This window comes from Mycobacterium sp. E3251, assembly GCF_001666835.1.
In the GTDB taxonomy this organism is placed as follows: domain Bacteria; phylum Actinomycetota; class Actinomycetes; order Mycobacteriales; family Mycobacteriaceae; genus Mycobacterium.
Map to the genome: position 1 here is coordinate 64241 of NZ_LZJF01000120.1, position 26849 is coordinate 91089.

Consider the following 26849-nt stretch of genomic DNA (forward strand, 5'->3'; position numbering starts at 1 on the left):
ACGCTAAGCCAGCCGCCCTAGCCCTCATCCGTGCGCATCGACTCGCGGATTTCGGCCAACCGTTCGGCCGCGGCGCGCTCGCGCTCGTCGTATTGCTCGGCGACGGTGCGGCCCTCGGGGGATTCGGCGTCCAATTCCGCGTCGCCCAAGGAAGTCGCGTAGCGGTTTTCGATCTTCTCGCGGACGGAATCGAAGGTCGGCACGCCGGCGCTGTCGTACCCGGGATCGGGCGGGGTGGGTTCGTCGGGCATGAAGGTCACGCTACTAAAAGCCCGGCGGCGGCCCGCCGCTCGCGCTCCAGATAGCGCACCATTTGTTCCCAATACACCAGCGTCAACGCCATCTGCACCGCGATGGCCGCCGCCGCGGGCAGCAGGCGGCGGCGACGCGCGGCGGCGACGGCGGCGAGCGCGGCCACCGAAGTCAGCACGCTGATGACCATGGCCGCGTCCCGGGGGCGACGGCTGATCCACAGCTCCTCGCCCAGCATCGCCCGCGTCGACCATGCCCGCTCGTGCGCCGGCTTGCCGAAAACGAACGGGTTGACGGCCAGCCACAGCCCGAGCCACGCCGCATGGCTCCAGCGCCGCGTCCACGGCGGCACCAGGATCAGCGGGGTGCTCGCCCAGCGGGTCCAGGCGCTCCACGGATTGCAGTGCCGCGCAAAGATCGCGCGCCGAACCCGCGCAACAGCAAACACCGGCCGGCTACCGCCTGGCGGGATTGGAATGGTCGGCCGGGATGACGACCGGGGTGGCGGGCGCGGGTGGCGCAGCGCCGGGCAGCGCGGTCCGCGGAATTCCCGGCGTGCCCAGCCGGCCGGCCAGCCACGGCAGCGCGGCGGCGAAGACCCGGTCGGCGAACGGCCAATCGTGCTTGCCCGGCTGCGCCAGCACCGCGCAGTCGATTCCGTTGGCGCGCCCGAGTGAACACAGCGAATAAGCGGCCGCCGTCTGGTTGCCGGGGTCGGCGGCCGCTTCCCGGGCGGCGAGCCGTATCGCGCCGCCGTCGGTCATCATCGGGTCGTGGCGCAATGCGGGCGGGCCGTCGGAGGAGATGGCGAACCAGCCCGCGACGTCGCTGTACCGCCCGTGCCGGCTGATCACCGTGGTCGGGTCGAATGCCGCCCACGCGTCGGCGTTTCCGCCGAAGAGCCGCGCGATGGTTTGCGTCTTGTTTCCGGCATTCGGGAAGAAGTCGCCGGCGACGTCGACGAACGCGCTGAACATGTCGGGGTGCATGACGGTCAGGTCCACGGCGCAGGTCCCGCCCATCGACCAGCCGGCGATGCCCCACTGCGACCGGTCGCGGCTGACGCCGAACTTGGAAACCAGGTACGGCACAACGTCTTTGGTCAGATGGTCGGCGGCGTTACCGCGGACTCCGTTGACGCATTCGGTGTCGTTGTTGAAGGCCCCGCCGGAGTCGACGAACACCAGCACCGGTGCCTTGCCGTCGTGGGCGGCCGCGAAGTCGTCGATCGTCTTGACCGCGTTGCCCGCGCGGGTCCAGTCCGCCGGGGTGTTGAACTGGCCGCCGATCATCATGACGGTCGGCAGCGCCGGCGGCGGGCTGCTGGTGAACCATTCGGGCGGCAGGTAAACCAGCTCACCGCGGTGCTTGAAATGTGAGGCGTCAGAGGGGATCGCGACCGGAACCACGCTGCCGTGCGGCGGCCGCGCCCGTTTGGCGGCCATCGCGGTGACGGTGGCCGGGTCGGTTTGATCGGGCAGGGGACCGGACGTGATCTGGCTCCACGCGGCCTGCACGGTCGGGAAATAGCCGACCCACAGGTTGAGGACCAGCGCGGCACACAGCGCGCACAACGGCACGGCCAGCAGGCCCGCCCCGCGCCGCCAGCGGCGCGCGCCGCGCCAACCCAGGAGCAGCACGGCCACCGCCATGCCGGTCAACGTGATCCAGAGCCACAGCGCCGCCGGCGCGGGTTCGTCGGACAGGCCGCGGTCGACGATGTACCAGTGCGTCAGGTAGGCCACGGCAGCGCCGGCCAGCGCAGCCGCCGGCAACCACACCGTCCGCCACCGACGCGACCGCCAGCCGACGGCCAGCGTCAGCACGACCGCGGTCACCACCTGGATCGTGGTGGGCACCCAGCCGTGCATCAGCGACGTGTGACTACTTGCCAGCAACTGCGTCGCGGCATTGGTCGTCGACGCGGTCACGGCATTCATTGTGAGCCATTGTTAACCGGCCTGGAACATATTCACCGAATGTTCGCCGGTGGGCCGCCCGCGTGTCCGGGGCCGCCTAGTGGGGCTTGGCCAGCGGAAATGGCAGCGTTTCACGGATGCTACGGCCGGTTATGAGCATGACGAGCCGATCGATGCCCATGCCGAGCCCGCCGGTGGGCGGCATCGCGTACTCCATGGCCTGCAGGAAGTCTTCGTCGAGCTCCATGGCCTCGGGGTCGCCGCCGGCGGCCAGCAGCGACTGCTCCTGCAGGCGGCGGCGCTGCTCGACCGGATCGGTGAGCTCGCTGTAGGCGGTCCCCAGCTCGACGCCCCAGGCCACCAGGTCCCACCTTTCGGCGACGCCGCGCCGGCTGCGGTGCGGCCGGGTCAGCGGCGAGACGGACGTCGGGAAGTCGATGTAGAAGGTCGGCCGCTCGGTCCGGTCCTCGACCAGGTGCTCGTACAGCTCCAGCACCACGGCGCCGGCATCCCACTGCGCGCGATACGGAATGTGGGCCGCGTCGGAAAGTTTGCGCAAAACGGACAGCGGGGTGTCGGGATCGATGTGGTCCCCGAGCGCCTCGGACACCGCGTCGTGCACGGTCTTCACGGGCCAGTCCCCGGAGATGTCGATCGGTTCGAGGCGGCCGTCGGCGCCGGGCCGCAGCACGGTCTGCTCGCCGTTGGCGGCCTGCGCGGCGTTTTGAATGAGCTCCCGGCTGCCGTCGATCCAGACCATGTAGTCGGCGTGCGCCTGGTAGGCCTCCAGCAGCGTGAACTCCGGGTTGTGGCTGAAGTCGACCCCCTCGTTGCGGAAGGCCCGGCCCAGCTCGAACACCCGCTCCACGCCGCCGACGCATAGCCGCTTCAGGTACAGCTCCGGCGCGATGCGCAGGAACAGGTCCATGTCGTAGGTGTTGATGTGGGTGACGAACGGCCGGGCGGTGGCTCCGCCGTGGATCTGCTGCAGGATCGGTGTCTCGACTTCGATGAACCCCTTGGCGAACAAGGTTTCCCGGACGGAGCGCAAGACGCTGCTGCGGGCGGTGACCAGCTCGCGCGACTCGGGATTGACCGCCAGGTCGACGTAGCGGGTCCGCACCCGCGCCTCGGGGTCGGTCAGCCCCTTCCACTTGTTCGGCAGCGGCCGCAGGCACTTACCGATCATCCGCCAGTCGCGCACGATCAACGAGCGGGTGCCGTTCTTGGAAAAGCCCATGTGCCCGGTCATCTCGACCAGGTCGCCGAGGTCGATGGCCGCGGTGAAGTCCGCGGTGCGGCTGTGTTCCAGGCGTGAATTGTCCAGCAGCACCTGCAATTCGCCCGACCAGTCCCGCAGCTGGGCGAACAGCACCCCGCCGTAATCGCGTATCCGCAGTATCCGGCCCGCCACCGAGATGTTTTCCTGATCGTCGGCGTCCAGCGCCCGGGCGATCGTGTGGCTGGGTGGTGATCCCACCGGGTATGCGTCAATGCCGTTGCGCCGCAATATCTTCAGCTTGGCCAGGCGCACCCGTACCTGCTCGGGCAGGCGGGCTCTCGACTCTTCGAGTTCCGCGTCGTCCCGTCGCTGCTGAAGTTCGCTGACGTCGGGCGCCGAGCCGTCGTGATGCAGCAGGCCCGACTCCACCAGCCTGGGCGGCACGGCGGGGTGATGGCCGGTGTGCACCTTCTCGCGCCGGGTGAACGGCAGCACCAGGAAGCCCTCGGCGATCACCGAGGCGACGCCGACCCGCGGGATCAGCCGCGCGTCCTCGTAGCAGGCGTAGCGCGGGACCCATTCCGGTTGGTACTTCATGTTCGACCGGTACAGCGTCTCCAGCTGCCACCACCGCGAGAAGAACAGCAGCAGCCCCCGCCACAGCCGGGCGACCGGGCCCGCGCCGAGCTGGGCGCCCTGTTCGAACGCCGAGCGGAACATCGCGAAGTTCAGCGAAATGCGGCTGATGCCAAGGGTTTCGGCGGTCAGCGCGAGCTCGCTGACCATGAGCTCGATGGTGCCGTTGGGGGACTGCGGCGAGCGGCGCATCAAGTCCAGGGAGACCCCGGTGGTTCCCCACGGGACCAGCGACAGCATCGCCACGACGGCGCCGTCGCGGTCCAGCGCTTCGACCAGCAGGCAGTCGCCATCCGCCGGATCGCCCAGCCGGCCCAGCGCCATGGAGAAGCCGCGCTCGGTCTGCGTGTCGCGCCAGGCGTCGGCGCGGGTGATCGTCTGGGTCATCTCCTCGGCCGAGATGTCGCGGTGCCGGCGGATGCGCACGGTCAGCCCCGCCCGGCGGGCCCGGGTCACGGCTTGGCGCACCCCGCGCATGTCGGGGCCGGACAGCCGGAAATCGGCGGTCCGCAGGATGGCCTCGTCGCCCAACTCGAGCGCGTTGAGCCCCGCTTCCCGATAGACGCGCGCCCCCTGCGTGCTGGCACCCATGACGCCCGGCGCCCAGCCGTAGGTCTGGCACAGCCCCAGCCACGCGTCGATGGCCTGCGGCCACGCCCGCGGGTCGCCGATGGGGTCGCCGCTGGCCAGGCAGACGCCGACTTCGACGCGGTAGGTGATGGCGGCGCGGCCGCTTTGCGCGAACACCACCGACTTGTCGCGGCGGGTCGCGAAGTATCCGAGCGAGTCGTGCTTGCCGTACAGCTCGAGCAGCCCGCGGATTGCCGACTCGTCCTCACCGGTGAGCGCGTTCTCGGCGCGCTGGGATTGGAAGAGCACGATGGTCGCCAGGATCAGCGCCAGCGCTCCGAACAGGCCGAAGATCGCGTTGAGGAACACGTGCGGCTTGCCGGTGAACAGGTCCGGATCGGCCAGGGCGAATCCGACCACCCGGTTGGCCACGTAGGGCAGCCGGTCCTGGCGCGCCAGCGTTCCGGGCCACAACTCCACCAGGCCCCACGAGAGCAGGATCCCGACCACGTCCCCCGCGACCAGCACCGCGGCCGCCTTGACCAGAGCGCCTTTGCGGACCTTGGCCCAGAACTCCCGGTACGCCAGCACCAGCAGCACGATCGCCACGATGTGCACCGCGAACCCGAGGTTCTCCCCGAAGGTTTCGGCCGCGGTGTTGTCGCCCGCAGCCATGTCGGCGACGTTCAGGCCGGCGGAAAGGATCATCTGGCCGAGCAGCACCAGCCAGGCGATCCGTTTCCGGGCGGTCAGGGCCGCGGCCAGCAATGCCAGCACGAAAGACCACGCGATGCTGGTGTCGGGGAAGTTGAACAGGTAGTTGTTGATGAACTCCCGGGGGACCTTGATCAGCCACCGGATCGCCGGGGAGACGCTGGCCAGCAGCGACACGGTGGCGATGACGCCCACAATCCACCCGGCCGCCGCCGGTACCCAGCGATACCGGGATTGCGACCGGCCGCGAGCCCCCGAACGGGACCCCGAACGAGATGAAGCGAGAGTCACAGACCGCGAGGATATGCCCTCAATCCGTGAAAAGCTTGGCGAAGCGCGAAGAGCGGCTGGCAATAATTGGTCCGGTCGCCCAAGCGTGCTCGTGCGCGCCGGACGGGGGTCCGGGGCGAAGTGCAAAAAGCCGCCCCGGTGGCTGCTAAACTGGCGGCCGCGACCATCCCGGCGAAGGCCAGGATCAGTAAGTGGAGTCCCACTCCCACCGCGTGCCACGAAGTTTCCTTCAAGGCTTGGCGGTCCGGTCACAGACATCGCGCATGTCTGTTCCGCGAGCAACGCGGGCGGCTTGACTAGTTGCAAGCCGTGATCGGTCGGCATTGGGCCCTGCTATTGCAGGGCTTTTTTGCTGGTGGTGTGGTGTTTCCGCCGCTGGATCCCGACCGAGGCCCTGGCCGTGAGCGCAGGATATCTATAAGCCCAACAAGGGAGGCCCCATCAGCACTGAGACCCGCGTCAACGAGCGCATCCGCGTACCTGAAGTCAGATTGATCGGCCCCGGGGGAGAGCAGGTAGGCATAGTGCGCATCGAAGACGCACTGCGCGTCGCTGCGGACGCCGATCTCGACCTCGTCGAAGTCGCCCCGAACGCCAGACCCCCGGTCTGCAAGATCATGGACTACGGCAAGTTCAAATACGAGGCGGCGCAAAAGGCGCGCGAATCCCGCCGGAACCAGCAGCAGACCGTCGTCAAAGAGCAAAAACTGCGACCAAAGATCGACGATCACGATTACGAGACCAAGAAGGGTCACGTGATCCGCTTCCTGGAGGCGGGTTCGAAGGTGAAGGTCACCATCATGTTCCGCGGACGTGAGCAGTCGCGGCCCGAGTTGGGCTACCGCTTGCTGCAGCGGCTGGGCGCGGACGTCGCCGAATACGGCTTCGTCGAGACGTCCGCCAAGCAGGACGGCCGCAACATGACGATGGTGCTGGCCCCGCACCGCGGCGCGAAGACTCGTGCCAGGGCGCGGCACCCCGAAGGACCCGGGGACGGCGCGGCATCGGACGCCGACGCGGGCGCCGACACCCCTTCACCCAACTGACCCGAGACCAACTAGCGAGAATTTCAGAAGTAGAGGAAACATGCCCAAGGCCAAGACCCACAGCGGGGCTTCGAAGCGGTTCCGGCGCACCGGAACCGGCAAGATCCTGCGCGAGAAGGCGAACCGTCGCCACCTGTTCGAGCACAAGCCGTCCACCCGGACTCGCCGGCTGGAAGGCCGCACGACCGTGGCGGCCAACGACACCAAGCGGATCAACAAGCTGCTGAACGGCTGATCTTCACCAAGCCGAGCGCCGGGGCCCGTCGGTGCCGGCACCCGACCCATTTACTTAGAACGAGAGTAGGAACACCCATGGCACGCGTGAAGCGGGCGGTCAACGCCCACAAGAAGAGGCGCAGCATTCTCAAGGCCTCAAAGGGCTATCGCGGCCAGCGCTCGCGGCTCTACCGCAAAGCCAAAGAGCAGCAGCTGCATTCGTTGAACTACGCCTACCGCGACCGCCGCGCGCGCAAGGGCGAGTTCCGGAAGCTGTGGATCTCGCGGATCAACGCGGCGGCGCGCGCCAACGACATCACCTACAACCGGCTGATCCAGGGTCTGAAGGCCGCCGGTGTGGAAGTGGACCGCAAGAACCTCGCCGACATCGCGATCACCGATCCCGCGGCGTTCACCGCGCTGGTTGACGTCGCCCGGGCCGCACTGCCCGAGGACGTCAACGCGCCCTCGGATTCCGGAGAGGCCGCCTAGCCCCTGCTGACCGAACGTTCGGCCCGGGTCGCCGCGGCGGTCAAACTGCATCGCCACGTCGGCCGGCGGCGGGCGGGCCGATTCCTGGCCGAAGGCCCCAACCTGGTCGAGGCGGCGGCCGCCCGCGGCCTGGTCCGCGATGTCTTCGTCACCGAAGCCGCGTCGCAGCGGTATGCGGCTTTGCTTGGCGCGCAGCGCTGTCCGGTCCATCTGGTCAGCGAGCGGGCCGCAAAGGCGCTGTCGGACACCGTCACCCCCGCCGGGCTGGTGGCCGTCTGCGAGATGCCCGCGACCGGCCTGGCGGACGTGCTGGCCGGCTCACCCCGGCTGATCGCGGTCGCCGTCGAGCTCGGCGAACCGGGCAACGCGGGCACGGTCATTCGCATCGCCGACGCCATGGGCGCACAGGGCGTGATCCTCGGCGGGCACAGCGTCGACCCGTACAACGGCAAGTGTCTGCGCGCCTCGACCGGCAGCATCTTCTCGATTCCGGTGGTCGCCGAGCCCGACGCGGCCGCCGCGCTGGGCGCCGTGCGCGCCGCCGGGCTGCAGGTGTTGGCGACCACGGTGGACGGCGAGACCCGCCTCGACGACGCCCCAGCGCTGCTCGCCAGGCCCACCGCGTGGTTGTTCGGGCCCGAATCACAGGGTCTGCCAACCGAAATCGCGGCCGCGGCCGATCACCGCATGCGCATCCCGATGGCCGGCGGTGCCGAGAGCCTGAACGTGGCCTCCGCCGCGGCCATCTGCCTCTACCAGAGCGCGCAGGCGCTCGGCTTGTTCAAGCGGCCCTGACGCGACCCCGGGCGGGCCGCAGACCCGCCAGCGACAGCGTCCCGTGTACCAGCGAGCCGGCGCGCTCCATGAGCGCCTTGGCCGGGTCGAGCGGCGAGCGGGGCTTTGGGGGGAAGTAGTGCATGGGCAGCCCGCGCCGGTCGCGCGGCGGCGCCATGAACGGCGGAGCCTCCACCAACGGCGCGTTGTCGGGCAGCCGCCCCTCGGCCCGGCGGTACGCGGCCAGCGCCCGGGGGTGCAGCCGAATCTCGTCGGGAACCGCCAGGAAGGCCAGTTCGACGAACTTGCCGAACAGCCGCAGCAGCACCTCGTCGCCGGGCGTCCAGCGCATGCCCGCCTTCTCGCGAACCGCGGGCTCGAACAGCCCCGCCGCGATCCAGCGCTGGCAGGCGACCAGCGGCCTGAACATCTGGTCCCAGACCGGCGTCGGCATCAGCACGAATTTCGGCTTGGGGATCCGGATTCGGAAGATGTCCAGCGTCGCCTGGTTGATTTCCAATTGCTCGCGGCAGACCCGGTCCCAATACTCCTGGAACTCCTCCCAGGAGGTGGGCACCGGTCGCATGCTCATCCCGTACATCCGGTACCACCGGACGTGCTCGTCGAACAGCTGCCGCTTCTCGGCCTCCGTCAAGCCCCCGCAGAAGTACTCGGCCACCTTGATCACCAGCATGAAGAAGGTGGCGTGGGCCCAATAGAAGGTTTCGGGGTTCAGCGCGTGATACCGGCGCCCGGACGCGTCGACGCCCTTGATGGTGTGGTGGTAGCTCGTGATCTGCCGTCCCGTCTGGGCCGCCCGGTCACCGTCGTAGACGACGCCCATGATCGGGTACACCGAGCGGGCCACCCGCTGCAGGGGCTCGCGCAGCAGGATCGAATGCTCCTCGACGCCCGCGCCCAGCTCCGGATACATGTTCTGGATCGCGCCGATCCAGACGCCCATCATTCCCGTGCGTAGATCGCCGAAGTACTTCCAGGTCAGGGAATCGGGCCCGAGCGGATCGTCGGATCTCGTTGGAATGGCAGTCATCTCGGCCTCCTCGGCTCACGATAACTTTGACAACGCGCGTTGTCTACGATTTCGGCCGTGCGCGCCGGTGGGTGTTACGCAGCGTCCATAGCGGTGTGGCGTCCCTGTGATCAGGCGATACGTTGCGAGCTGTGACACAAACCGCGAAGCCTTCATTGCCCGCCTCCGGCGCAACCAAATAACCTGGCCAGGTGGAACTCGCGCGTCGCGACCCGGACTCGGGCGAGCCCGGACAACCGACGGCGACGTCGTCCGATTCGCCGCCGCGTTCCGCGGTCTCGGCGCACGGCGCCTCGCAGTGGTTGCACAACCGGAATCACAGTCCCGGCGCGGTGGCGTTCATCCGCCGGGCGCGGCGTCTGCTGCCCGGCGACCCCGAGTTCGGCGACCCGCTGTCCACGGCCGGCGACGGTGGACCGCGCGCCGCGGCGCGTGCCGCCGACCGGCTGCTGGGGGATCGCGACGCGGTGTCGCGGGAAGTCAGCCTCGGGCTGTTGCAGGTGTGGCAGGCGCTGACCGAGTCGGTCGCCCGGCGCCCCGCGAATCCCGAGGTGACGCTGGTGTTCACCGACCTGGTCGGCTTCTCGTCGTGGTCCTTGCGGGCCGGTGACGAGGCGGCGCTCACCCTGCTGCGACAGGTGGCGCGGGCCGTCGAGCCGCCGCTGTTGGACGCCGGTGGCCACATCGTCAAACGGATGGGTGACGGCCTGATGGCCGTCTTCGGCGATCCCACGGTCGCGCTGCGGGCCGTCCTGGCAGCCAAGGATGCGCTGAAGTCCGTCGAGGTGGCCGGCTACACGCCGCGGATGCGGGTCGGGATTCACACCGGGCGGCCCCAGCGGTTGGCGGCGGACTGGCTCGGTGTCGACGTCAACATCGCCGCGCGGGTGATGGAACGGGCCACCAAAGGCGGGGTCATGGTGTCAGGTTCGACACTCGACCTGATCGCCCAGAGCGAACTGGACGCAATGGGCGTGGTCGCCAAACGTGCACGTAAACCGGTTTTTGCGGGCAAGACGACGGGCGTCCCGGCCGACTTGGCGATATATCGTTTGAGGACTCATAGGGAGTTGACAGCGCCCGATCACACTTCCGAAACAAATTAATCGACATAATGGACGCAATGTTTGGGGGCGTCTTCGCCCGGCTCGCCCGGGTCCAGTTCACGGTGGGATACGTGGCGATGCTGCTTGCCGTCAGCTGTGCCATCTTGGCGCTCGGCCCGCACGCGCACGACGTGCTGGTCGAGCGGGCCAGCACCAACCTGCACAATCTGGCCCATGGCCACGTGGGCACGCTGCTGGGCAGCGCGCTGGTCGTCGACGCCGGTCCGCTCTACTTCTGGTTGCCGTTCCTCACCTGCCTGCTCGCGCTCGGCGAACTGCACCTGCGCACCATCCGGCTGGTGGTCGCGTTCCTCGTCGGGCACGTCGGCGCGACGCTGCTCGTGGCCGCCGCCCTGGCCGCCGCGGTCGAGTTCGAGTGGATGCCGCTGTCGATCACCCGGGCCAGCGACGTCGGGATGAGCTACGGCGCCCTGGCGGTGCTCGGGGCGATGACGGCGGTGATTCCCCAGCGCTGGCGGGCCGCCTGGGTCGGTTGGTGGGTGTCGGCCGGCATCGCCTCGGCGATCATCGGCGGCGATTTCACCGATGCCGGCCATACCGTCGCCGTGGTGCTGGGCGTGCTGGTCTCCGCCCGGCTCCGCCAGCCCATCCACTGGACGCCGGTGCGCATCATGATGCTGGCCGCCTCGTCGGGCTTCGGCTTTCTGCTGCTGGCCCACCACTGGGGCACGATGGCCGCGGCGCCCGCCTTCGGCGTCCTGGGCGCGCTGGCCGCGCACAAGCTCGTGCGGTTCGCCACCGGGCGCGCGGTGTCGGACGACGCCGCCCTGGCCGGCGCGCAGCCGGTCGCGGCCGGCTAGACACCGGCTCGCCCTTACCCCGAAGCGCCCGCCGGGCCGCGCGCACCGCATCACTATGATCGGCACTTGCCGCTGGGGACCTTCCTCCCAGCCCCTCATCAGCAAGGAGCGTGTCGCCGCGTGGGTGCTCAGCCCGTCGACCTGTCACCGGATGCCTTGGCCGAGGCGGTCGGCGCCGCCCGGGAGGCGATCGCGCTCGCCGGCGATCTGGACGCGCTGGCGCGCGTGAAGACCGAGCACCTCGGTGACCGCTCACCGCTGGCGCTGGCCCGCCAGGCGCTGGGCAGCGTCCCCAAGGACGAGCGGGCCGACGCCGGCAAGCGGGTCAACTCCGCGCGAACCGAAGTGCAGCGCAGCTACGACGATCGGCTGGCGGCGCTGCGGGCCGAACGCGACGCGGCGGTGCTGGCCGCCGAGGGCATCGACGTCACCCTGCCGTCGGGCCGGCAGCCGACCGGCGCCCGACACCCGATCACCCAGCTGGCCGATCACATCGCCGACACCTTCATCGCGATGGGGTGGGAGCTGGCGGAGGGGCCGGAAGTCGAGACCGAGCAGTTCAACTTCGACGCCCTCAACTTCCCCGCGGACCACCCGGCGCGCAGCGAGCAGGACACCTTCTACATCGCGCCGGACGATTCCCGGCAGCTGCTGCGCACCCACACGTCGCCGGTGCAGGTGCGCACCCTGCTGGCCCACGAGCTGCCCGTCTACATCATCTCGATCGGCCGCACCTTCCGCACCGACGAGCTCGACGCCACCCACACGCCGGTCTTCCACCAGGTCGAGGGGCTGGCGGTGGACCGCGGCCTGTCCATGGCGCATCTGCGGGGCACCCTCGACGCGTTCGCCCGGGCCGAGTTCGGCCCGGAGGCGCGCACCCGGATCCGCCCGCACTTCTTCCCGTTCACCGAACCCTCCGCCGAGGTCGACGTGTGGTTCGTCGGCAAGAAGGGTGGCGCCGGCTGGGTGGAGTGGGGCGGCTGCGGCATGGTGCACCCAAACGTGTTGCGGGCGGCCGGGATTGACCCCGACGTCTACTCCGGGTTCGCGTTCGGCATGGGCCTGGAACGCACCCTGCAGTTCCGTAACGGCATACCCGACATGCGCGACATGGTCGAGGGCGACGTCCGGTTCTCGTTGCCGTTCGGGGTGGGTGCCTGATGCGCATCCCCTACAGCTGGCTGCAAGAAGTGGTAGCGGCGGGCGCCCCGGGCTGGGACGTCGCGCCCGGCGATCTCGAGCAGGCGTTGATCCGCATCGGCCACGAGGTCGAGGAGGTCGTCACCCTCGGCCCGGTCGACGGGCCGCTGACCGTGGGACGGGTGACGGACATCGAGGAGCTCACCGGCTTCAAAAAACCGATCCGCGCCTGCCGAGTGGACGTCGGCGACGGCGCGGAGCGCGACATCGTTTGCGGTGCAACGAATTTCGCCGTCGGCGATCTGGTGGTCGTGGCGCTGCCCGGCACCACGCTGCCGGGCGGGTTCGCTATCACCGCACGCAAGACCTACGGCCGCGACTCCGACGGCATGATCTGCTCGGCGGCCGAACTCGGTTTGGGCGCCGACCATTCCGGGATCCTGGTGCTGCCGCCCGGCACCGCCGAGCCGGGCGCCGAGGGCGCCACGGTCCTGGGCCTGGACGACGTGGTCTTTCACCTCGCGATCACCCCCGACCGGGGCTACGGCATGTCGGTGCGCGGGCTCGCCCGCGAGATCGCCTGCGCCTTCGACCTGAACTTCGTCGATCCGGCGGACATCAAGCCGTTGCCGGCCGAGGGCGAGGCGTGGCCGCTCACGGTGGACGCCGAGACCGGCGTGCGCCGATTCGCCCTGCGGCCCGTCACCGGGATCGACCCGGCGGCGGTGTCGCCGTGGTGGCTGCAACGGCGGCTGCTGCTGGCCGGGATCCGTGCGACGTCGCCGGCGGTGGACGTCACCAACTACGTGATGCTCGAACTCGGTCACCCCATGCACGCCCATGACCGCGACCGCATCTCCGGGGGCCTGGTCGTGCGGTTCGCCCGTCCCGGCGAGACGGTCGTCACCCTGGACGACATCGAGCGCCGGCTCGATCCGGCCGACGTCCTGATCGTCGACGACCGGGCGACCGCGGCGATCGGTGGCGTGATGGGCGCGGCGAGCACCGAGGTGCGCGCCGACTCCACCGACGTGCTGCTGGAGGCCGCCGTCTGGGACCCGGCGGCCGTCTCGCGCACCCAGCGCCGGTTGCACCTGCCCAGCGAGGCGGCCCGGCGCTACGAGCGCGGCGTGGACCCGGCCGTCTCGGTGGCCGCACTGGACCGCTGCGCGGCGCTGCTCGTCGAGATCGCCGGGGGAGCGGTGGAGGAGAAGCTGACCGATTGGCGGGGCGACCCGCCGACCGACGACTGGTCGCTACCGCCGATCCGGATGCCGGCCGACCTGCCCGACCGTGTCGCCGGGGTGGCCTACCCCGCGGGCGCCACCGCGCGGCGCCTGACGCAGATCGGGGCTTCGGTGAGCGACGGCGGCGGGGTCCTGACCGTGACGCCGCCGAGCTGGCGACCCGATCTGTTGCAGCCCGCCGACCTCGTCGAGGAGGTGCTGCGGCTGGAGGGGCTGGAGGCCATTCCGTCGGTGCTGCCCGCGGCCCCGGCGGGCCGGGGCCTCACCGCGGGGCAGAAACGCCGCCGCGCCATCGGCAGAGCGCTCGCGGAATCGGGGTACGTCGAGATCCTGCCGACGCCGTTCCTGCCCGCGGGGGTGTTCGACCTGTGGGGCCTGCCGGAAGACGACCCGCGACGCGCCACCACGCGGGTGCTCAACCCGCTGGAGGCCGACCGTCCGCACCTGGCCACCACGCTGCTGCCCGCGCTGCTGGAAGCGTTGGTGCGCAACGTATCCCGCGGGCTGGTGGACGTCGGGCTGTATGCCCTGGCCCAGGTGGTGCAACCGACCGAGCAGACCCGCGGCGTGCAGCCCATTCCCGTGCACCGCCGGCCGACCGATCACGAGATCGCGCTGCTGGACGCCTCGCTGCCCCGCCAGCCGCAGCACGCCGCGGTGGTGCTGGCGGGCCTGCGCGAACGCCGGGGCCCCTGGGGGCCCGGCCGCCGGGCCGAGGCCGCCGACGCGTTCGACGCGGCGCGCATCATCGCCCGCGCCAGCGGCGTCGAGGTGAGCCTGCGGGCGGCCCAACTCCTGCCCTGGCATCCGGGCCGGTGCGCCGAGGTGCTCGTCGGGGAGACCGTCGTCGGTCACGCCGGGCAATTGCACCCCGCCGTGATCGAGCGGTCCAACCTGCCGAAGGGCACCTGCGCCGTCGAACTGAACCTCGACGCGATCCCGATCGTCCAGGCGCTGCCGGCGCCCAGGGTGTCGCCGTTCCCGGCCGTCTTCCAGGACCTCAGCCTGGTCGTGCCCGCGCACGTGCCCGCCCAGGCGGTGGCCGACGCGGTCCGGGAGGGCGCCGGCGAGCTGCTGGAAGACCTGCAACTCTTCGACGTCTTCACCGGCCCGCAGCTCGGGGAAGACCGCAGATCGCTGACCTTCGCACTGCGGTTCCGCGCCCCGGATCGCACGCTGACCGAGGACGACGCCAGCGCGGCCCGCGACGCCGCGGTGCGGCGCGCCGCCGAGGCGGTCGGCGCCGAACTGCGGGCCTGACGCCGCGCGGCCGACCTACCGGGGTCCGATCGGGCGCCGGGTGACGCCCTCGTAATTTTGCCGGGCGAGATTTATTTTCGGATCGTCGGCGGCGGATCGTCGTTTCCCCTGTGTTCATTGTGTGATTCATTTGTGTTCACCCTGTCTGGGGCCGCGTTCCGCCGAGCTAGACGCGGGTCACCGCCGCCCGGACCGCCGATCGCCACACTCAGGCCTTTGCTGATCGCCGCTCGGAAGGTGCCAGGCTCGGCCGGCGGCGCCGAATGTCTTTGCGTAACTCCTGGCTAGTGTCCTGGGCACGAGAGCACCCCAGCGACCGCCAGCCGATCTCGCATCCATCGGGTGGCGGTAGTCGGAAGGCGCTCAATGTCGTTGACGTACAGCGCTATCGGCGGCGTGAGTGAGAGGCCGATGGCGATCGGCCGGGTGGAGGAAGCGGATGGATTTCGGGGCGTTACCGCCGGAGGTCAACTCCGGCCGGATCTACTCTGGACCGGGATCGGCGCCGCTGCTGGCTGCTGCGGCCGCGTGGGACGGGTTAGCCGGCGAACTGAATTCCGCGGCGGCGTCCTACGCCGCTGCGATCGCGGAGCTGACAACCACCTGGCACGGGCCCTCGTCGATATCGATGGCTGGCGCGGCGGCCCCCTACATCGGGTGGCTTGGCAGTGGCGCCCTGCGGGCGGAGCAGACCGCGGCGCGGGCCAGGGCGGCGGCGGCGGCCTACGAGGCCGCTTTCGCGGCCACCGTGCCGCCGCCGGTGATCGCGGCCAACCGGGCCTTGCTGGCCTCGCTGATCGCGACCAACATCCTGGGTCAGAACACCCCCGCGATCGCGGCCACCGAGGCGCAGTACGCCGAGATGTGGGCCCAGGACGCGGGCGCCATGTATGGCTACGCCGCCTCGTCGGCTGCGGCGGCGCAACTGACCCCGTTCGCCGCGCCACCCGCGACCACCGACGGCAGCGGGGAGGCCGACCAGTTGGCCGCGGTCACCTCGGCGATCGGGCCGTCGAGCGCCTCCGGCGTGGAATCTGCGCTGTCACAGGCGGTCTCGCAGGGTCCGGCCGGCCTGCAAACCCTCGCCGTGAACGCGAATGCGGTGACGACGGCGGCGAGCGGTCTCCCGCTGAGCCTGACGGACATCACGGGGATCCTGAAGACGTTCAACAGCGTCATGGGCACGATCTCCGGGCCGTACACCCCGCTCGGCGTGGCGAACCTGGCGAAGAACTGGTACCAGATCGCCCTCAGTATCCCGAGCGTGGGGACGGGCATCCAAGGGATCGGACCCCTACTGCACCCCAAAGCGCTCACCGGGGTCTTGGCGCCGCTGCTGCGCAGCGACCTGCTGAGCGGCGCGACCGCGGTGTCGACTGCGAGTTCGGTTTCGGCCGCGACGGGCCAGGCCGGCCTGGTCGGGTCGTTGTCGGTGCCGGCGAATTGGGCTGCTGCCGTTCCCGCGATCCGAACGGTGGCCGCCGAGCTGCCGGAGACGATGGCGCAAGCCGCTCCCGCGATGGCCGCGACCGGCCAACAAGGCATGTTCGGCCCGACGGCTCTGTCAAGCCTGGCCGGGCGCGCCGTCGGCGCGAGCGCCACCCGCGCGGTCGCCGGGCCGGCGTTTCGGGTGCCCGGTGCCGTCGCCGTCGACGACCTCGCGACCACGTCCACCGTCATCGTGATCCCGCCGAACACCAAATAAGAAAGGGTGCGGCAATGGTTTTCAGCGATTTCGCAACGCTGCCACCTGAGGTGATCTCCACCCAGATCTATGCGGGCCCGGGCGCCGGGCCGCTGCTCGCGGCCGCCGCGGCCTGGGAGACGCTGGCCGCCGAGTTGCACTCCACCGCGGCCTCCTACGGCACGGTCATTTCGGACCTGGTCGGCGAGTCGTGGCAGGGTCCGTCGTCGGAGTCGATGGCCGCGTCGGTGGCACCGTATCTGGCGTGGATGTCGACCATGGCGGGCCAAGCCGAGCAGACCGCCACCCAGGCCCGGGCCGCGGCCGGCGCCTACGAGGCCGCCCTGGCGGCCACCGTGCCGCCACAGCTCGTCGCGGCGAACCGCATTCAGTTGGCGGAACTGTTGGAGACGAACCTCCTGGGCCAGAACGACGCGGCGATCGCGGCGACTGAAGACGATTACGGACAGATGTGGGCCCAAGATGTAGCCGCCATGTTCAGTTACGCCAGCGCGTCGGAGTCGGCCGGCGAGCTGACCCCGTTCGAGGAGGCGCCGGCCACCACCAACGACACAGGACCGGCCACCCAGACCGCGGCCGTGGCGGCGGCGTCGCCCCAGTCGTTGTCGTCGTGGCTCAAGCAGATCGAGGACTATCTGACCTCGCTCACCGGCCAATACACCAAGTTTTGGCAGGACTTGATCGCGGGGACGACGGGGAGCACGGAGATCGCACCGTTCTGGGAGACGCTGTATTCCAGCATTTCCCAAATCGGCACGCAGGCGACGTGGACGAACGTCACCAACGCCACCATCGGCCTGGGCGTCTCGCAGTGGAAGAACTTCTTCATCTACGCACCGTGGAGCGCCGCGATGGCCAAAACCTCGCTGGGCGCCGGTCTGGCGTCGCCGGGGCATGTCGCCGCGGGCGTCGCGGCCAAGCCCGTGTCGGCGGTAGCGGGTAACGCGCCGACGGTGGGGAAGCTTTCGGTGCCGCCCAGCTGGGCGACCGCCGCGCCGGCCATCCGGCTGGCCTCGCTGCCGGGCACCAGCGTGGGCGCGGCCGCGGCCACGGATTTCTCGGGCCTGGTCAACGAGGCGACGTTGGGCAGCCTGGCGGGCGGCGCGCTGGGCAGCCCGGCGGCGCGCGTGGTCAGCTCACCCGGCATCCAGCAGGCCCGCGTCGCCACCGGCGAGCGCCGCACCGCACCGGTCAAGCTCGACCGCATCATCGCCCAACTGCAGGAGATGCCCGACCAGGTTCAGCACTGGAACGTCGACGAGACAGGTCTCGATGACCTGGTCGCCAAGCTCAGAACGACACCGGGCGTGCACGCCGTGCACGTGACGGACGGCGCCGAGCTGGCGGTGGGCGGCGCCGAATCGAAGATGGGTTAAATGACCGCAGCGCAGGGGTTTCGCGGCGTGATCACGGGCATAGCCAGGCCCGGTCGGGAAAGCCGCCGTGATGAGTCGCATCGAAGGAGGAGTGATGAAACTGCTGTTAGCGCTTCTCGGTGTGTCACTGGGCATCGTCGCCGCGGCGCCCGCGCACGCCATACCCGGGGAGGACGAAGCGGCGACCGACGAGAACAACGAGGTCTTCATCGCTGACCTGCACAAGGTGGGAATCAGCTTTGCGGACCCGGATCAGGCCATCACCGCCGGAAAAGCGGTGTGCGGCTTGATCTCTCGCGGCGTATCCGGTCTTCAGCTCCTCAATGACCTGCGGGACAACAATCCCGAGCTGACGACAAACGGCGCCGCCCAGTTCGCGACGATATCGGCGAAGTCCTACTGCCCACGGCAACTGCAAGCCGCCGAGGGCGGAAAGGGCGGCGGGTGAGCACTTCTGGCCCCCGAGCCCCCCTGGAGAATGGATTTGCAAAAGACTGCATAACCATGCAGAATCGGCGGAATGGCCGACGTATTGAGGGTGGCGATCGCCGGGGCCAGCGGCTACGCCGGCGGTGAAATCCTGCGCCTGTTGCTCGGCCATCCGGCCTATGCCGACGGCCGCCTCGCGATCGGTTCGCTGACCGCCGCGACCAGCGCCGGCAGCACGCTCGGCGAGCACCACCCGCACCTGACGCCGCTGGCCCAGCGGGTGGTCGAGCCCACCGAACTCGCCGTGCTGGCCGGCCACGACGTGGTGTTCCTGGCCCTGCCGCACGGGCATTCGGCCGCGCTGGCCGAACAGCTCGGCCCGGACACCCTGATCATCGACTGCGGCGCCGACTTCCGGCTTACGGACGCCGGCGCCTGGGAACGGTTCTACGGCTCCCCGCACGCCGGCAGCTGGCCCTACGGGCTGCCCGAACTGCCGGGCGCGCGGGAGCGGTTGCGCGGCGCGCGGCGCATCGCCGTCCCGGGTTGCTACCCGACTGCGGCGCTACTGGCGTTGCTGCCCGCGGTGGCCGAGGATCTGATCGAGCCCGCCGTCACGGTGGTCGCCGTGAGCGGGACCTCCGGGGCGGGCCGGGCCGCCAAGACCGATCTGCTCGGCTCCGAGGTCATCGGATCCGCGCGGGCCTACAACATCGCGGGCGGCCACCGGCACACCCCCGAGATCGCCCAGGGCCTGCGGGCCGTCACCGACCGCGACGTCACGGTGTCGTTCACCCCGGTGTTGATCCCGACCTCACGCGGCATCTTGGCCACCTGTACCGCGCGCACCCGTGCGCCGCTCTCGCAGCTGCGGGCGGCCTACGAAAAGGCTTATGACGCCGAACCTTTCATTCACCTGCTGCCCGAGGGCCAGCTGCCCCGCACCGGATCGGTGATCGGCAGCAACGCGGCGCACCTGGCCGTCGCGGTGGACGCGGCCGCGGAGACGTTCGTGGCCATCGCCGCCATCGACAACCTGGTCAAGGGCACCGGCGGCGCGGCGGTGCAGTCGATGAACCTGGCGCTGGGATGGCCAGAGACGCAAGGCCTTTCGGTGGTCGGAGTCGCGCCGTGACTCGCGCAGCCGAGGCGCGCCTGGTGCGCGAACAGGGCGTCACCGCGCCGGCCGGGTTCCGGGCCGCCGGCATCGCCGCCGGCATCAAGGCGTCGGGCAACCGCGACCTGGCCCTGGTTTTCAACGAGGGACCCGACTACGCGGCGGCCGGCGTGTTCACCCGCAACAAGGTCAAGGCGGCGCCGGTGCTGTGGACCCAGCAGGTGCTGACCACCGGGGCGCTGCGCGCGGTGATCCTGAACTCCGGCGGTGCCAACGCCTGCACCGGCCCGGGCGGCTTCCAGGACGCCCACGCCACCGCCGAGGCCGTCGCGGCCGCGTTGTCCGACTGGGGCACCGAGACCGGCGCCATCGAGGTCGCGGTCTGCTCCACCGGGTTGATCGGCGACCGGTTGCCGATGGACAAGGTGCTGGCCGGGGTGCGCACGATCGTCCAAGACATGGCCGGCGGGCTGTCGGGCGGCGACGAGGCCGCGCGCGCGATCATGACCACCGACACCGTGCCGAAACAGGTTGCGCTGCACCACCCGGGCAACTGGACCGTCGGCGGAATGGCCAAGGGCGCGGGCATGCTGGCGCCGTCGCTGGCCACCATGCTCTGCGTGCTCACCACCGACGCGGCCGTCGATGCCGCCGCGCTCGACCGGGCGCTGCGCCGGGCCTCCGCGCGCACCTTCGACCGGCTCGACATCGACGGCAGCTGCTCGACCAACGACACGGTGCTGCTGCTGGCGTCGGGGGCCAGCGAAATCACGCCGAGCCAGGCCGATCTCGACGATGCCGTGCTGCGGGTCTGCGACGACCTGTGCGCGCAGCTGCAGGCCGACGCCGAGGGCGTCACCAAGCGCGTCACCGTCACCGTCACCGGGGCCACCTCGGACGACGACGCGCTGACCGCCGCCCGGGTGATCGCCCGCGACAGCCTGGTCAAGACCGCGGTGTTCGGGTCCGACCCCAACTGGGGCCGCGTGCTGGCCGCCGTCGGCATGGCGCCGGTCACGCTCGACCCGGATCGAATCACCGTGTCCTTCAACGGGTTCGCCGTGTGCGTCGACGGCGTCGGGGCGCCCGGCGCGCGCGAGGTGGACCTGTCCGGCGCCGACATCGACATCACCGTCGACCTGGGCGTGGGTGACGCCTCCGCGGCCGTACGCACCACCGACCTGTCGCACGCCTACGTCGAAGAGAACTCGGCATACAGCTCATGACGCGCGCCGGCGACGATGCAGAACGCAGTGATGAGGTGGGGGCACCTCCCGCTTGCGGGGGAGAGCGGCGCATATCGTTGCGCACGGGAGAGCTGTCCACCGCGGTCAAGGCGCAGGTGCTGGCCGAGGCGCTGCCCTGGCTCAAGCAGCTGCACGGCAAGATCGTCGTCATCAAGTACGGCGGCAATGCCATGACCGACGACACGCTGCGGCACGCCTTCGCCGCCGACATGGCCTTCCTGCGCAACTGCGGCATCCACCCCGTCGTCGTGCACGGCGGGGGCCCGCAGATCACCGCCATGCTGCGGCGCCTCGGCATCGCGGGCGGTTTCAAGGGCGGCTTCCGGGTCACCACACCCGAAGTGCTCGACGTGGCGCGGATGGTGCTGTTCGGCCAAGTGGGCCGCGAACTGGTCAACCTGATCAACGCGCACGGCCCCTACGCCGTCGGCATCACCGGCGAGGACGCGCAGCTGTTCACCGCCGTGCGGCGCAGCGTCACCGTGGACGGCGTGGCCACCGACATCGGACTGGTCGGGGACGTGGAGCGGGTCAACACCGCCGCCGTGCTGGATCTGATTGCGGCGGGCCGCATTCCGGTGGTGTCGACGCTCGCCCCGGACGCCGAGGGCGTGGTGCACAATATCAACGCCGACACCGCCGCGGCGGCGCTAGCCGAGGCCCTGCGCGCCGAAAAGCTGTTGATGCTCACCGATGTCGAGGGTCTGTACACCAGCTGGCCGGACCGCGAATCGCTGGTCAGCGAAATCGACACCGCCACCCTCGCACAACTGCTACCCACGCTGGAGGCGGGCATGATTCCCAAGGTCGAAGCGTGTCTGCGAGCCGTGACAGCGGGTGTGCCCAGCGCACACGTCATCGACGGCAGGGTCGAACACTGCGTGTTGGTCGAGCTTTTCACCGATGCGGGCACCGGCACCAAGGTGGTGAGCAAGTGACTGAGTCCGTGGCGATGAAGCAGCGCTGGGAAGCCGTGATGATGAACAACTACGGCACCCCGCCGCTTGCGCTGGCCAGCGGTGACGGCGTCGTGGTCACCGACGTGGACGGCAACACCTACCTCGACCTGCTCGGCGGCATCGCGGTCAACGTCCTCGGCCATCGCCACCCCGCGGTCATCGAGGCCGTCACACGGCAGATGACGACGCTGGGCCACACCTCCAACCTGTATGCGAGCGAACCGGGCATCGCGCTGGCCGAGGAGTTGTCGGCCCTGCTGGGCGCCGACAAGACCGGAGCGCCGACGCGGGTGTTCTTCTGCAACTCGGGGACCGAGGCCAACGAGGTGGCGTTCAAGCTGTCGCGGCTGACCGGACGCACCAATCTCGTTGCCGCGCAGGGCGGTTTCCACGGCCGCACCATGGGTTCGCTGGCGCTGACCGGTCAGCCGAGCAAGCGGGCGCCGTTCGAGCCGTTGCCGGGTTACGTCACCCACGTGCCCTACGGCGACACCGACGCGCTGGCGGCCGCGGTCGACGACGCCACCGCCGCGGTGTTCCTCGAACCGATCATGGGGGAGGGCGGCGTCGTCGTCCCACCAGAGGGCTACCTGACAGCCGCGCGCGAGATCACCGCGCGGCACGGCGCGCTGCTGGTGCTCGACGAGGTGCAGACCGGGATGGGCCGCACCGGAGCGTTTTTCGCCCACCAGCACGACGGCATCACCCCGGACGTCGTGACCATGGCCAAGGGGCTCGGCGGCGGGCTGCCCATCGGCGCGTGCCTGGCCGTCGGCCGGGCCGCCGACCTGATGGCGCCCGGCCTGCATGGCAGCACGTTCGGCGGCAACCCCATCTGCGCCGCGGCGGCACGGGCGGTGCTGCGGGTGATCGCCGACGAGGACCTGGTCCGGCACGCCGACGTGCTGGGCAAGTCGGTGCGCGACGGGATCGAGTCCCTCAACCACCCCATGATCGACCACGTGCGCGGGCGTGGCCTGCTGCAAGGCATGGTGCTGACCGCGCCGCGCGCCAAGGAAGCCGAAAACGCCGCGCGGGCGGCCGGTTTCCTGGTCAACGCCGCCGCACCCGATGTCATCCGGCTGGCTCCGCCGCTGATCGTCACCGAAGCCCAGCTCGACAGCTTCGTCGCCGCGTTGCCGGGCATCCTGGACAGGGCCGCGGATGACGCCTAGGCACTTTCTGCGCGACGACGACCTGTCACCCCAGGAACAGGCCGAGGTGCTGCAACTGGCCGCGGACCTGAAGAAGGACCCGTTCAGCTACCGCCCGCTGGAGGGGCCCCGCGGGGTCGCGGTGATCTTCGACAAGAACTCCACCCGCACCCGGTTCTCCTTCGAGGTGGGCATCGCCCAGCTCGGCGGCCACGCCGTCGTCGTCGACGCCCGCAGCACGCAGCTGGGCCGCGACGAGACGCTGGCCGACACCGCGCGGGTGCTGTCCCGCTACGTCGAGGCCATCGTGTGGCGGACGTTCGAGCAGGACCGGCTCGAGGCCATGGCCGAGGTGGCCAGCGTGCCGGTGGTCAACGCGCTCTCCGACGATTTCCACCCCTGCCAGGTGCTCGCCGACCTGCAGACCATCGCCGAACGCAAGGGATCGCTTGCCGGACTGCGGATGTCGTACTTCGGCGACGGCGCCAACAACATGGCCCACTCGCTGCTGCTCGGCGGCGTGACCGCCGGCATGCACGTCACCATCGCGGCGCCGGACGGCTTCGCTCCCGCCCCCGCCTTCACGGCGGCGGCGCTCGAGCGCGCCGAAGCCACCGGCGGCTCGGTCACCCTGACCGCGGACGCGGACGCCGCCGCGGCCGGCGCCGACGTCCTGGTGACCGACACGTGGACGTCGATGGGGCAGGAAGGCGACGGCCTGGACCGCCGCACCCCGTTCCGGCCGTTCCAGGTCAACCAGCGGCTGCTGGGCCTGGCCGACCCGGAAGCCATTGTGCTGCACTGCCTTCCGGCGCACCGCGGCGACGAGATCACCGACGAGGTGATGGACGGGCCGGCCAGCGTGGTGTGGGACGAGGCCGAGAACCGGCTGCACGCCCAGAAGGCGTTGCTGGTGTGGCTGCTGGAGCGGTCCCGATGACCCGCTCGAAGGCGGCCGCCGAGACCACCCGGGCCGGCCGGCAGGACCGCATCGTCGCGATCCTGTCGTCGGCGTCGATCAGCAGCCAGAGCGAACTGGCGGCCCGGCTGGCCGACGAGGGCATCGAGGTCACCCAGGCCACGCTGTCACGCGACCTCGAGGAGCTCGGCGCGGTGAAGCTGCGCGGCGCCGACGGCGGCGTGGGCGTCTACATCGTCCCCGAGGACGGCAGCCCGGTGCGCGGCGTATCCGGCGGGACCGCTCGGCTGTCCCGGCTGCTGAGCGAACTCCTGGTCTCCGCCGACGCGAGCGCCAATCTCGCGGTGCTGCGCACCCCGCCCGGCGGTGCCAACTATTTGGCCAGCGCGATCGACCGCGCGGCGCTACCGTACGTCGTCGGCACCATCGCCGGCGACGACACGGTCTTCGTGGCCGCCCGAGAGCCGATGACCGGCGCCGAGCTGGCCCGCACCCTGGAAGAGCTCACCTAAAAAAGGAGATTGGTTCATGTCAGATCGCGTCATCCTGGCTTATTCCGGCGGGCTGGACACCTCGGTCGCGATCAGCTGGATCGGCAAGGAGACCGGCCGCGAGGTGGTGGCGGTGGCGATCGACCTCGGCCAGGGCGGCGAGGACATGGAGGTCGTCCGCCAGCGCGCCCTGGACTGCGGCGCGGTGGAAGCCGTCGTCGTCGATGCCCGCGACGAGTTCGCCGAGGGCTACTGCCTGCCCACCATCTTGAACAACGCGCTCTACATGGACCGCTACCCGCTGGTTTCGGCCATCAGCCGGCCGCTGATCGCCAAGCACCTGGTGGCGGCGGCCCGCGAGCACGGCGGCAGCATCGTCGCGCACGGTTGCACCGGCAAGGGCAACGACCAGGTCCGGTTCGAGGTCGGATTCGCTTCGCTGGCACCGGATTTGGAGGTGCTGGCGCCGGTCCGCGACTACGCGTGGACGCGCGAGAAGGCGATCGCGTTCGCCGAGGAGAACGCGATCCCGATTAACGTCACCAAACGCTCGCCGTTCTCCATCGACCAGAACGTGTGGGGCCGCGCCGTGGAAACCGGTTTCCTGGAACACCTTTGGAACGCGCCCACCAAGGACATCTACGCCTACACCGAAGACCCCACCATCAACTGGAACACCCCCGACGAGGTGATCGTCGGGTTCGAGCGCGGCGTCCCGGTGTCCATCGACGGCAAACCGGTGTCCGTGCTACAGGCCATCGAGGAGCTCAACCGTCGTGCCGGTAGCCAGGGCGTCGGGCGCCTGGACGTGGTCGAGGACCGGCTGGTGGGCATCAAGAGCCGCGAGATCTACGAGGCCCCCGGGGCGATGGTGCTGATCACCGCCCACACCGAGCTCGAGCACGTCACCCTGGAGCGCGAACTGGGCCGCTTCAAGCGCCACACCGACCAGCGCTGGGCGGAGCTGGTCTACGACGGACTCTGGTATTCGCCGCTGAAGACCGCGCTGGAAGCGTTCGTCGCGAAGACCCAGGAGCACGTCACGGGCGAGATCCGAATGGTGTTGCACGGCGGGCACATCGCCGTCAACGGCAGGCGCAGCGCCCAGTCGCTCTACGACTTCAACCTCGCCACCTACGACGAGGGCGACAGCTTCGACCAGTCGGCCGCGAAGGGCTTCGTCTACGTGCACGGGCTGTCGTCCAAGATCGCGTCCCGCCGAGACCTGGCCGCCGACGAAGGTCCGACCGCGACGTGAGCACGCGCGAGGGCTCGCTGTGGGGCGGGCGGTTCGCCGACGGCCCGTCGGACGCGCTGGCCGCCCTGAGCAAGTCCACCCACTTCGACTGGGTCCTGGCCCCCTACGACATCGTCGCCTCGCGGGCGCACACCGTGATTCTGTTTCACGCCGGATTGCTCGACGAGGAGCAGCGCGACGGGCTGCTGGCCGGCCTGGACAGCCTCGCCGAGGACGTGGCCGACGGCAGCTTCACCCCGCTGGTGACCGACGAGGACGTGCACGCCGCGCTGGAGCGCGGGCTGATCGACCGGGTCGGCCCCGACCTGGGTGGCCGGCTGCGGGCCGGGCGGTCGCGAAACGACCAGGTGGCCACCCTGTTCCGGATGTGGCTGCGCGACGCGGTGCGCCGGGTCGCCGACGGGGCGCTGGAGGTGGTGGCCGCGCTGGCGGGCCAGGCCGCCGAGCACCCGACGGCGATCATGCCGGGCAAGACGCACCTGCAGTCCGCGCAGCCGGTCCTGCTGGCCCACCACCTGCTTGCGCACGCACACCCGCTACTGCGCGACGTCGACCGCATCGTCGACTTCGACCGGCGCGCCGCGGTGTCCCCGTACGGCTCGGGGGCGCTGGCGGGCTCGTCGCTGGGGCTGGACCCGGACGCGATCGCCACCAAGCTGGGTTTCGCGGAGGCCGCCGACAACTCCATCGACGCGACCGCCGCCCGGGATTTCGCCGCCGAGGCCGCCTTCATCTTCGCGATGATCGCGGTGGACCTGTCACGGCTGGCCGAGGACATCATCCTGTGGAGTTCGACGGAGTTCGGCTACGTCAGGCTGCACGATTCGTGGTCCACCGGCAGCTCGATCATGCCGCAGAAGAAGAACCCGGACATCGCCGAGCTGGCCCGCGGCAAGTCCGGGCGGCTGATCGGCAACCTGGCCGGGCTGCTGGCGACGCTCAAGGCGCAGCCGCTGGCCTACAACCGCGACCTGCAGGAGGACAAGGAGCCGGTGTTCGACTCGGTCGCCCAGCTGGAGCTGGTGCTGCCGGCGATGGCCGGCCTGGTGGCCAGCCTGACGTTCGACGTCGAGCGGATGGCGGCCCTGGCCCCGGCCGGTTACACGCTGGCCACCGACATCGCCGAGTGGCTGGTGCGGCGGGGGGTGCCGTTCCGAGCCGCGCACGAGGCCGCCGGGGCCGCCGTCCGGGCGGCCGAGGGGCGTTCCGTCGGGCTCGACGAGCTGACCGACGACGAGCTGGCCGCCATCAGCCCCGAGCTGACACCGCAGGTCCGTGAGGTGTTGACGATCGAGGGCTCGGTGTCGTCGCGCGACCGTCGCGGCGGGACCGCGCCGGTCCGGGTCGCCGAGCAGCTCGAAGCCGTCCTGGCCGAGTCCGAAGAGCTCAGGGCGCGGCTCGGCGGCGGGGAATGAGAGGACTTTCGTTTCTGTG

At 70.3% G+C, this 26849-nt stretch carries 23 protein-coding genes and 1 pseudogene; 19 read left to right on the forward strand and 5 right to left on the reverse strand.

Annotated features, from left to right (window positions below):
• Positions 1-17: 17 nt before the first annotated feature.
• The 4 genes from A5697_RS14515 to lysX all read right to left on the reverse strand — a co-directional run bounded on the left by A5697_RS14515 (position 18) and on the right by lysX (position 5604).
• Positions 18-251, reverse strand: coding sequence for a hypothetical protein (locus tag A5697_RS14515; protein ID WP_068011158.1), 234 nt, complete (start codon positions 249-251; stop codon positions 18-20).
• Positions 252-256: 5 nt separating this feature from the next.
• Positions 257-700, reverse strand: coding sequence for a DUF6653 family protein (locus A5697_RS14520; protein WP_231972069.1), 444 nt, complete (start codon positions 698-700; stop codon positions 257-259).
• 7 nt (positions 701-707) lie between these two features.
• Positions 708-2192 (reverse strand): alpha/beta hydrolase family protein, encoded by a 1485-nt coding sequence (locus A5697_RS14525; protein ID WP_197501008.1) that lies wholly within the window; start codon positions 2190-2192, stop codon positions 708-710.
• Between the two features lie 76 nt (positions 2193-2268).
• Entirely contained in the window at positions 2269-5604 is a 3336-nt protein-coding gene (gene lysX / locus A5697_RS14530; protein WP_082953395.1) for a bifunctional lysylphosphatidylglycerol synthetase/lysine--tRNA ligase LysX, read from the reverse strand.
• A gap of 440 nt (positions 5605-6044) precedes the next feature.
• Here lysX and infC point away from each other — a divergent pair, with 440 nt between their 5' ends.
• The 4 genes from infC (at position 6045) to A5697_RS14550 (ending at position 8153) form a co-directional block, all read left to right on the forward strand.
• A complete protein-coding gene (gene infC / locus A5697_RS14535; protein WP_082939437.1) occupies positions 6045-6650 on the forward strand; it encodes a translation initiation factor IF-3 in 606 nt (201 codons plus the stop codon).
• A 40-nt stretch (positions 6651-6690) separates the two neighbouring features.
• Positions 6691-6885, forward strand: coding sequence for a 50S ribosomal protein L35 (rpmI, locus tag A5697_RS14540; protein WP_067951226.1), 195 nt, complete (start codon positions 6691-6693; stop codon positions 6883-6885).
• A 77-nt stretch (positions 6886-6962) separates the two neighbouring features.
• A complete protein-coding gene (gene rplT, locus A5697_RS14545) occupies positions 6963-7358 on the forward strand; it encodes a 50S ribosomal protein L20 (RefSeq protein WP_046184507.1) in 396 nt (131 codons plus the stop codon).
• Positions 7359-7361: 3 nt separating this feature from the next.
• The gene (locus A5697_RS14550) at positions 7362-8153 is read left to right on the forward strand and encodes an RNA methyltransferase (protein ID WP_068011111.1); all 792 of its coding nucleotides are present in this window, start codon (positions 7362-7364) and stop codon (positions 8151-8153) included.
• Here A5697_RS14550 and A5697_RS14555 read toward each other — a convergent pair.
• Entirely contained in the window at positions 8140-9183 is a 1044-nt protein-coding gene (locus A5697_RS14555; protein WP_068011112.1) for an oxygenase MpaB family protein, read from the reverse strand. The genes A5697_RS14550 and A5697_RS14555 overlap by 14 nt on opposite strands.
• Before the next feature lie 191 nt (positions 9184-9374).
• Between A5697_RS14555 and A5697_RS14560 the strand changes: the two genes are divergently transcribed.
• From A5697_RS14560 to argH, 15 genes and pseudogenes are all read left to right on the forward strand, one after another.
• Entirely contained in the window at positions 9375-10289 is a 915-nt protein-coding gene (locus A5697_RS14560) for an adenylate/guanylate cyclase domain-containing protein (RefSeq protein ID WP_068011113.1), read from the forward strand.
• A gap of 17 nt (positions 10290-10306) precedes the next feature.
• Positions 10307-11110, forward strand: coding sequence for a rhomboid-like protein (locus A5697_RS14565; RefSeq protein WP_068011164.1), 804 nt, complete (start codon positions 10307-10309; stop codon positions 11108-11110).
• A gap of 120 nt (positions 11111-11230) precedes the next feature.
• Positions 11231-12274 (forward strand): phenylalanine--tRNA ligase subunit alpha, encoded by a 1044-nt coding sequence (gene pheS, locus A5697_RS14570; protein WP_068011118.1) that lies wholly within the window; start codon positions 11231-11233, stop codon positions 12272-12274.
• Positions 12274-14760, forward strand: a complete 2487-nt coding sequence (pheT, locus tag A5697_RS14575) for a phenylalanine--tRNA ligase subunit beta (RefSeq protein WP_068011120.1) — start codon at positions 12274-12276, stop codon at positions 14758-14760. Before pheS ends, pheT begins: the two co-directional genes overlap by 1 nt.
• A 439-nt stretch (positions 14761-15199) precedes the next feature.
• On the forward strand, positions 15200-16465 hold the full coding sequence (locus tag A5697_RS14580) for a PPE family protein (protein WP_068011122.1): 1266 nt from the start codon (positions 15200-15202) through the stop codon (positions 16463-16465).
• Between the two features lie 14 nt (positions 16466-16479).
• Positions 16480-17841 (forward strand): PPE family protein, encoded by a 1362-nt coding sequence (locus A5697_RS14585; RefSeq protein WP_068011124.1) that lies wholly within the window; start codon positions 16480-16482, stop codon positions 17839-17841.
• A gap of 94 nt (positions 17842-17935) precedes the next feature.
• Positions 17936-18289, forward strand: coding sequence for a DUF732 domain-containing protein (locus tag A5697_RS14590; RefSeq protein ID WP_068011125.1), 354 nt, complete (start codon positions 17936-17938; stop codon positions 18287-18289).
• A 56-nt stretch (positions 18290-18345) separates the two neighbouring features.
• Positions 18346-19405, forward strand: a pseudogene (gene argC / locus A5697_RS14595) (N-acetyl-gamma-glutamyl-phosphate reductase).
• Positions 19360-20613 carry a bifunctional glutamate N-acetyltransferase/amino-acid acetyltransferase ArgJ gene (argJ, locus tag A5697_RS14600; protein WP_231972070.1) on the forward strand — a complete coding sequence of 418 codons (1254 nt, stop codon included), beginning with the start codon at positions 19360-19362 and terminating at the stop codon, positions 20611-20613. Before argC ends, argJ begins: the two are co-directional and overlap by 46 nt.
• Before the next feature lie 77 nt (positions 20614-20690).
• The gene (argB, locus tag A5697_RS14605) at positions 20691-21572 is read left to right on the forward strand and encodes an acetylglutamate kinase (RefSeq protein WP_156673306.1); all 882 of its coding nucleotides are present in this window, start codon (positions 20691-20693) and stop codon (positions 21570-21572) included.
• Between the two features lie 14 nt (positions 21573-21586).
• Positions 21587-22768, forward strand: coding sequence for an acetylornithine transaminase (locus A5697_RS14610; RefSeq protein ID WP_231972071.1), 1182 nt, complete (start codon positions 21587-21589; stop codon positions 22766-22768).
• Positions 22758-23687: an ornithine carbamoyltransferase gene (gene argF, locus A5697_RS14615; RefSeq protein WP_067951243.1), complete on the forward strand. Its 930-nt coding sequence runs from the start codon at positions 22758-22760 to the stop codon at positions 23685-23687. Before A5697_RS14610 ends, argF begins: the two co-directional genes overlap by 11 nt.
• On the forward strand, positions 23684-24178 hold the full coding sequence (locus A5697_RS14620) for an arginine repressor (protein WP_067951245.1): 495 nt from the start codon (positions 23684-23686) through the stop codon (positions 24176-24178). Before argF ends, A5697_RS14620 begins: the two co-directional genes overlap by 4 nt.
• A gap of 16 nt (positions 24179-24194) precedes the next feature.
• On the forward strand, positions 24195-25415 hold the full coding sequence (locus A5697_RS14625; RefSeq protein ID WP_067951247.1) for an argininosuccinate synthase: 1221 nt from the start codon (positions 24195-24197) through the stop codon (positions 25413-25415).
• Positions 25412-26830: an argininosuccinate lyase gene (gene argH / locus A5697_RS14630; protein WP_067951249.1), complete on the forward strand. Its 1419-nt coding sequence runs from the start codon at positions 25412-25414 to the stop codon at positions 26828-26830. Before A5697_RS14625 ends, argH begins: the two co-directional genes overlap by 4 nt.
• The last annotated feature ends 19 nt before the right edge of the window (positions 26831-26849 follow it).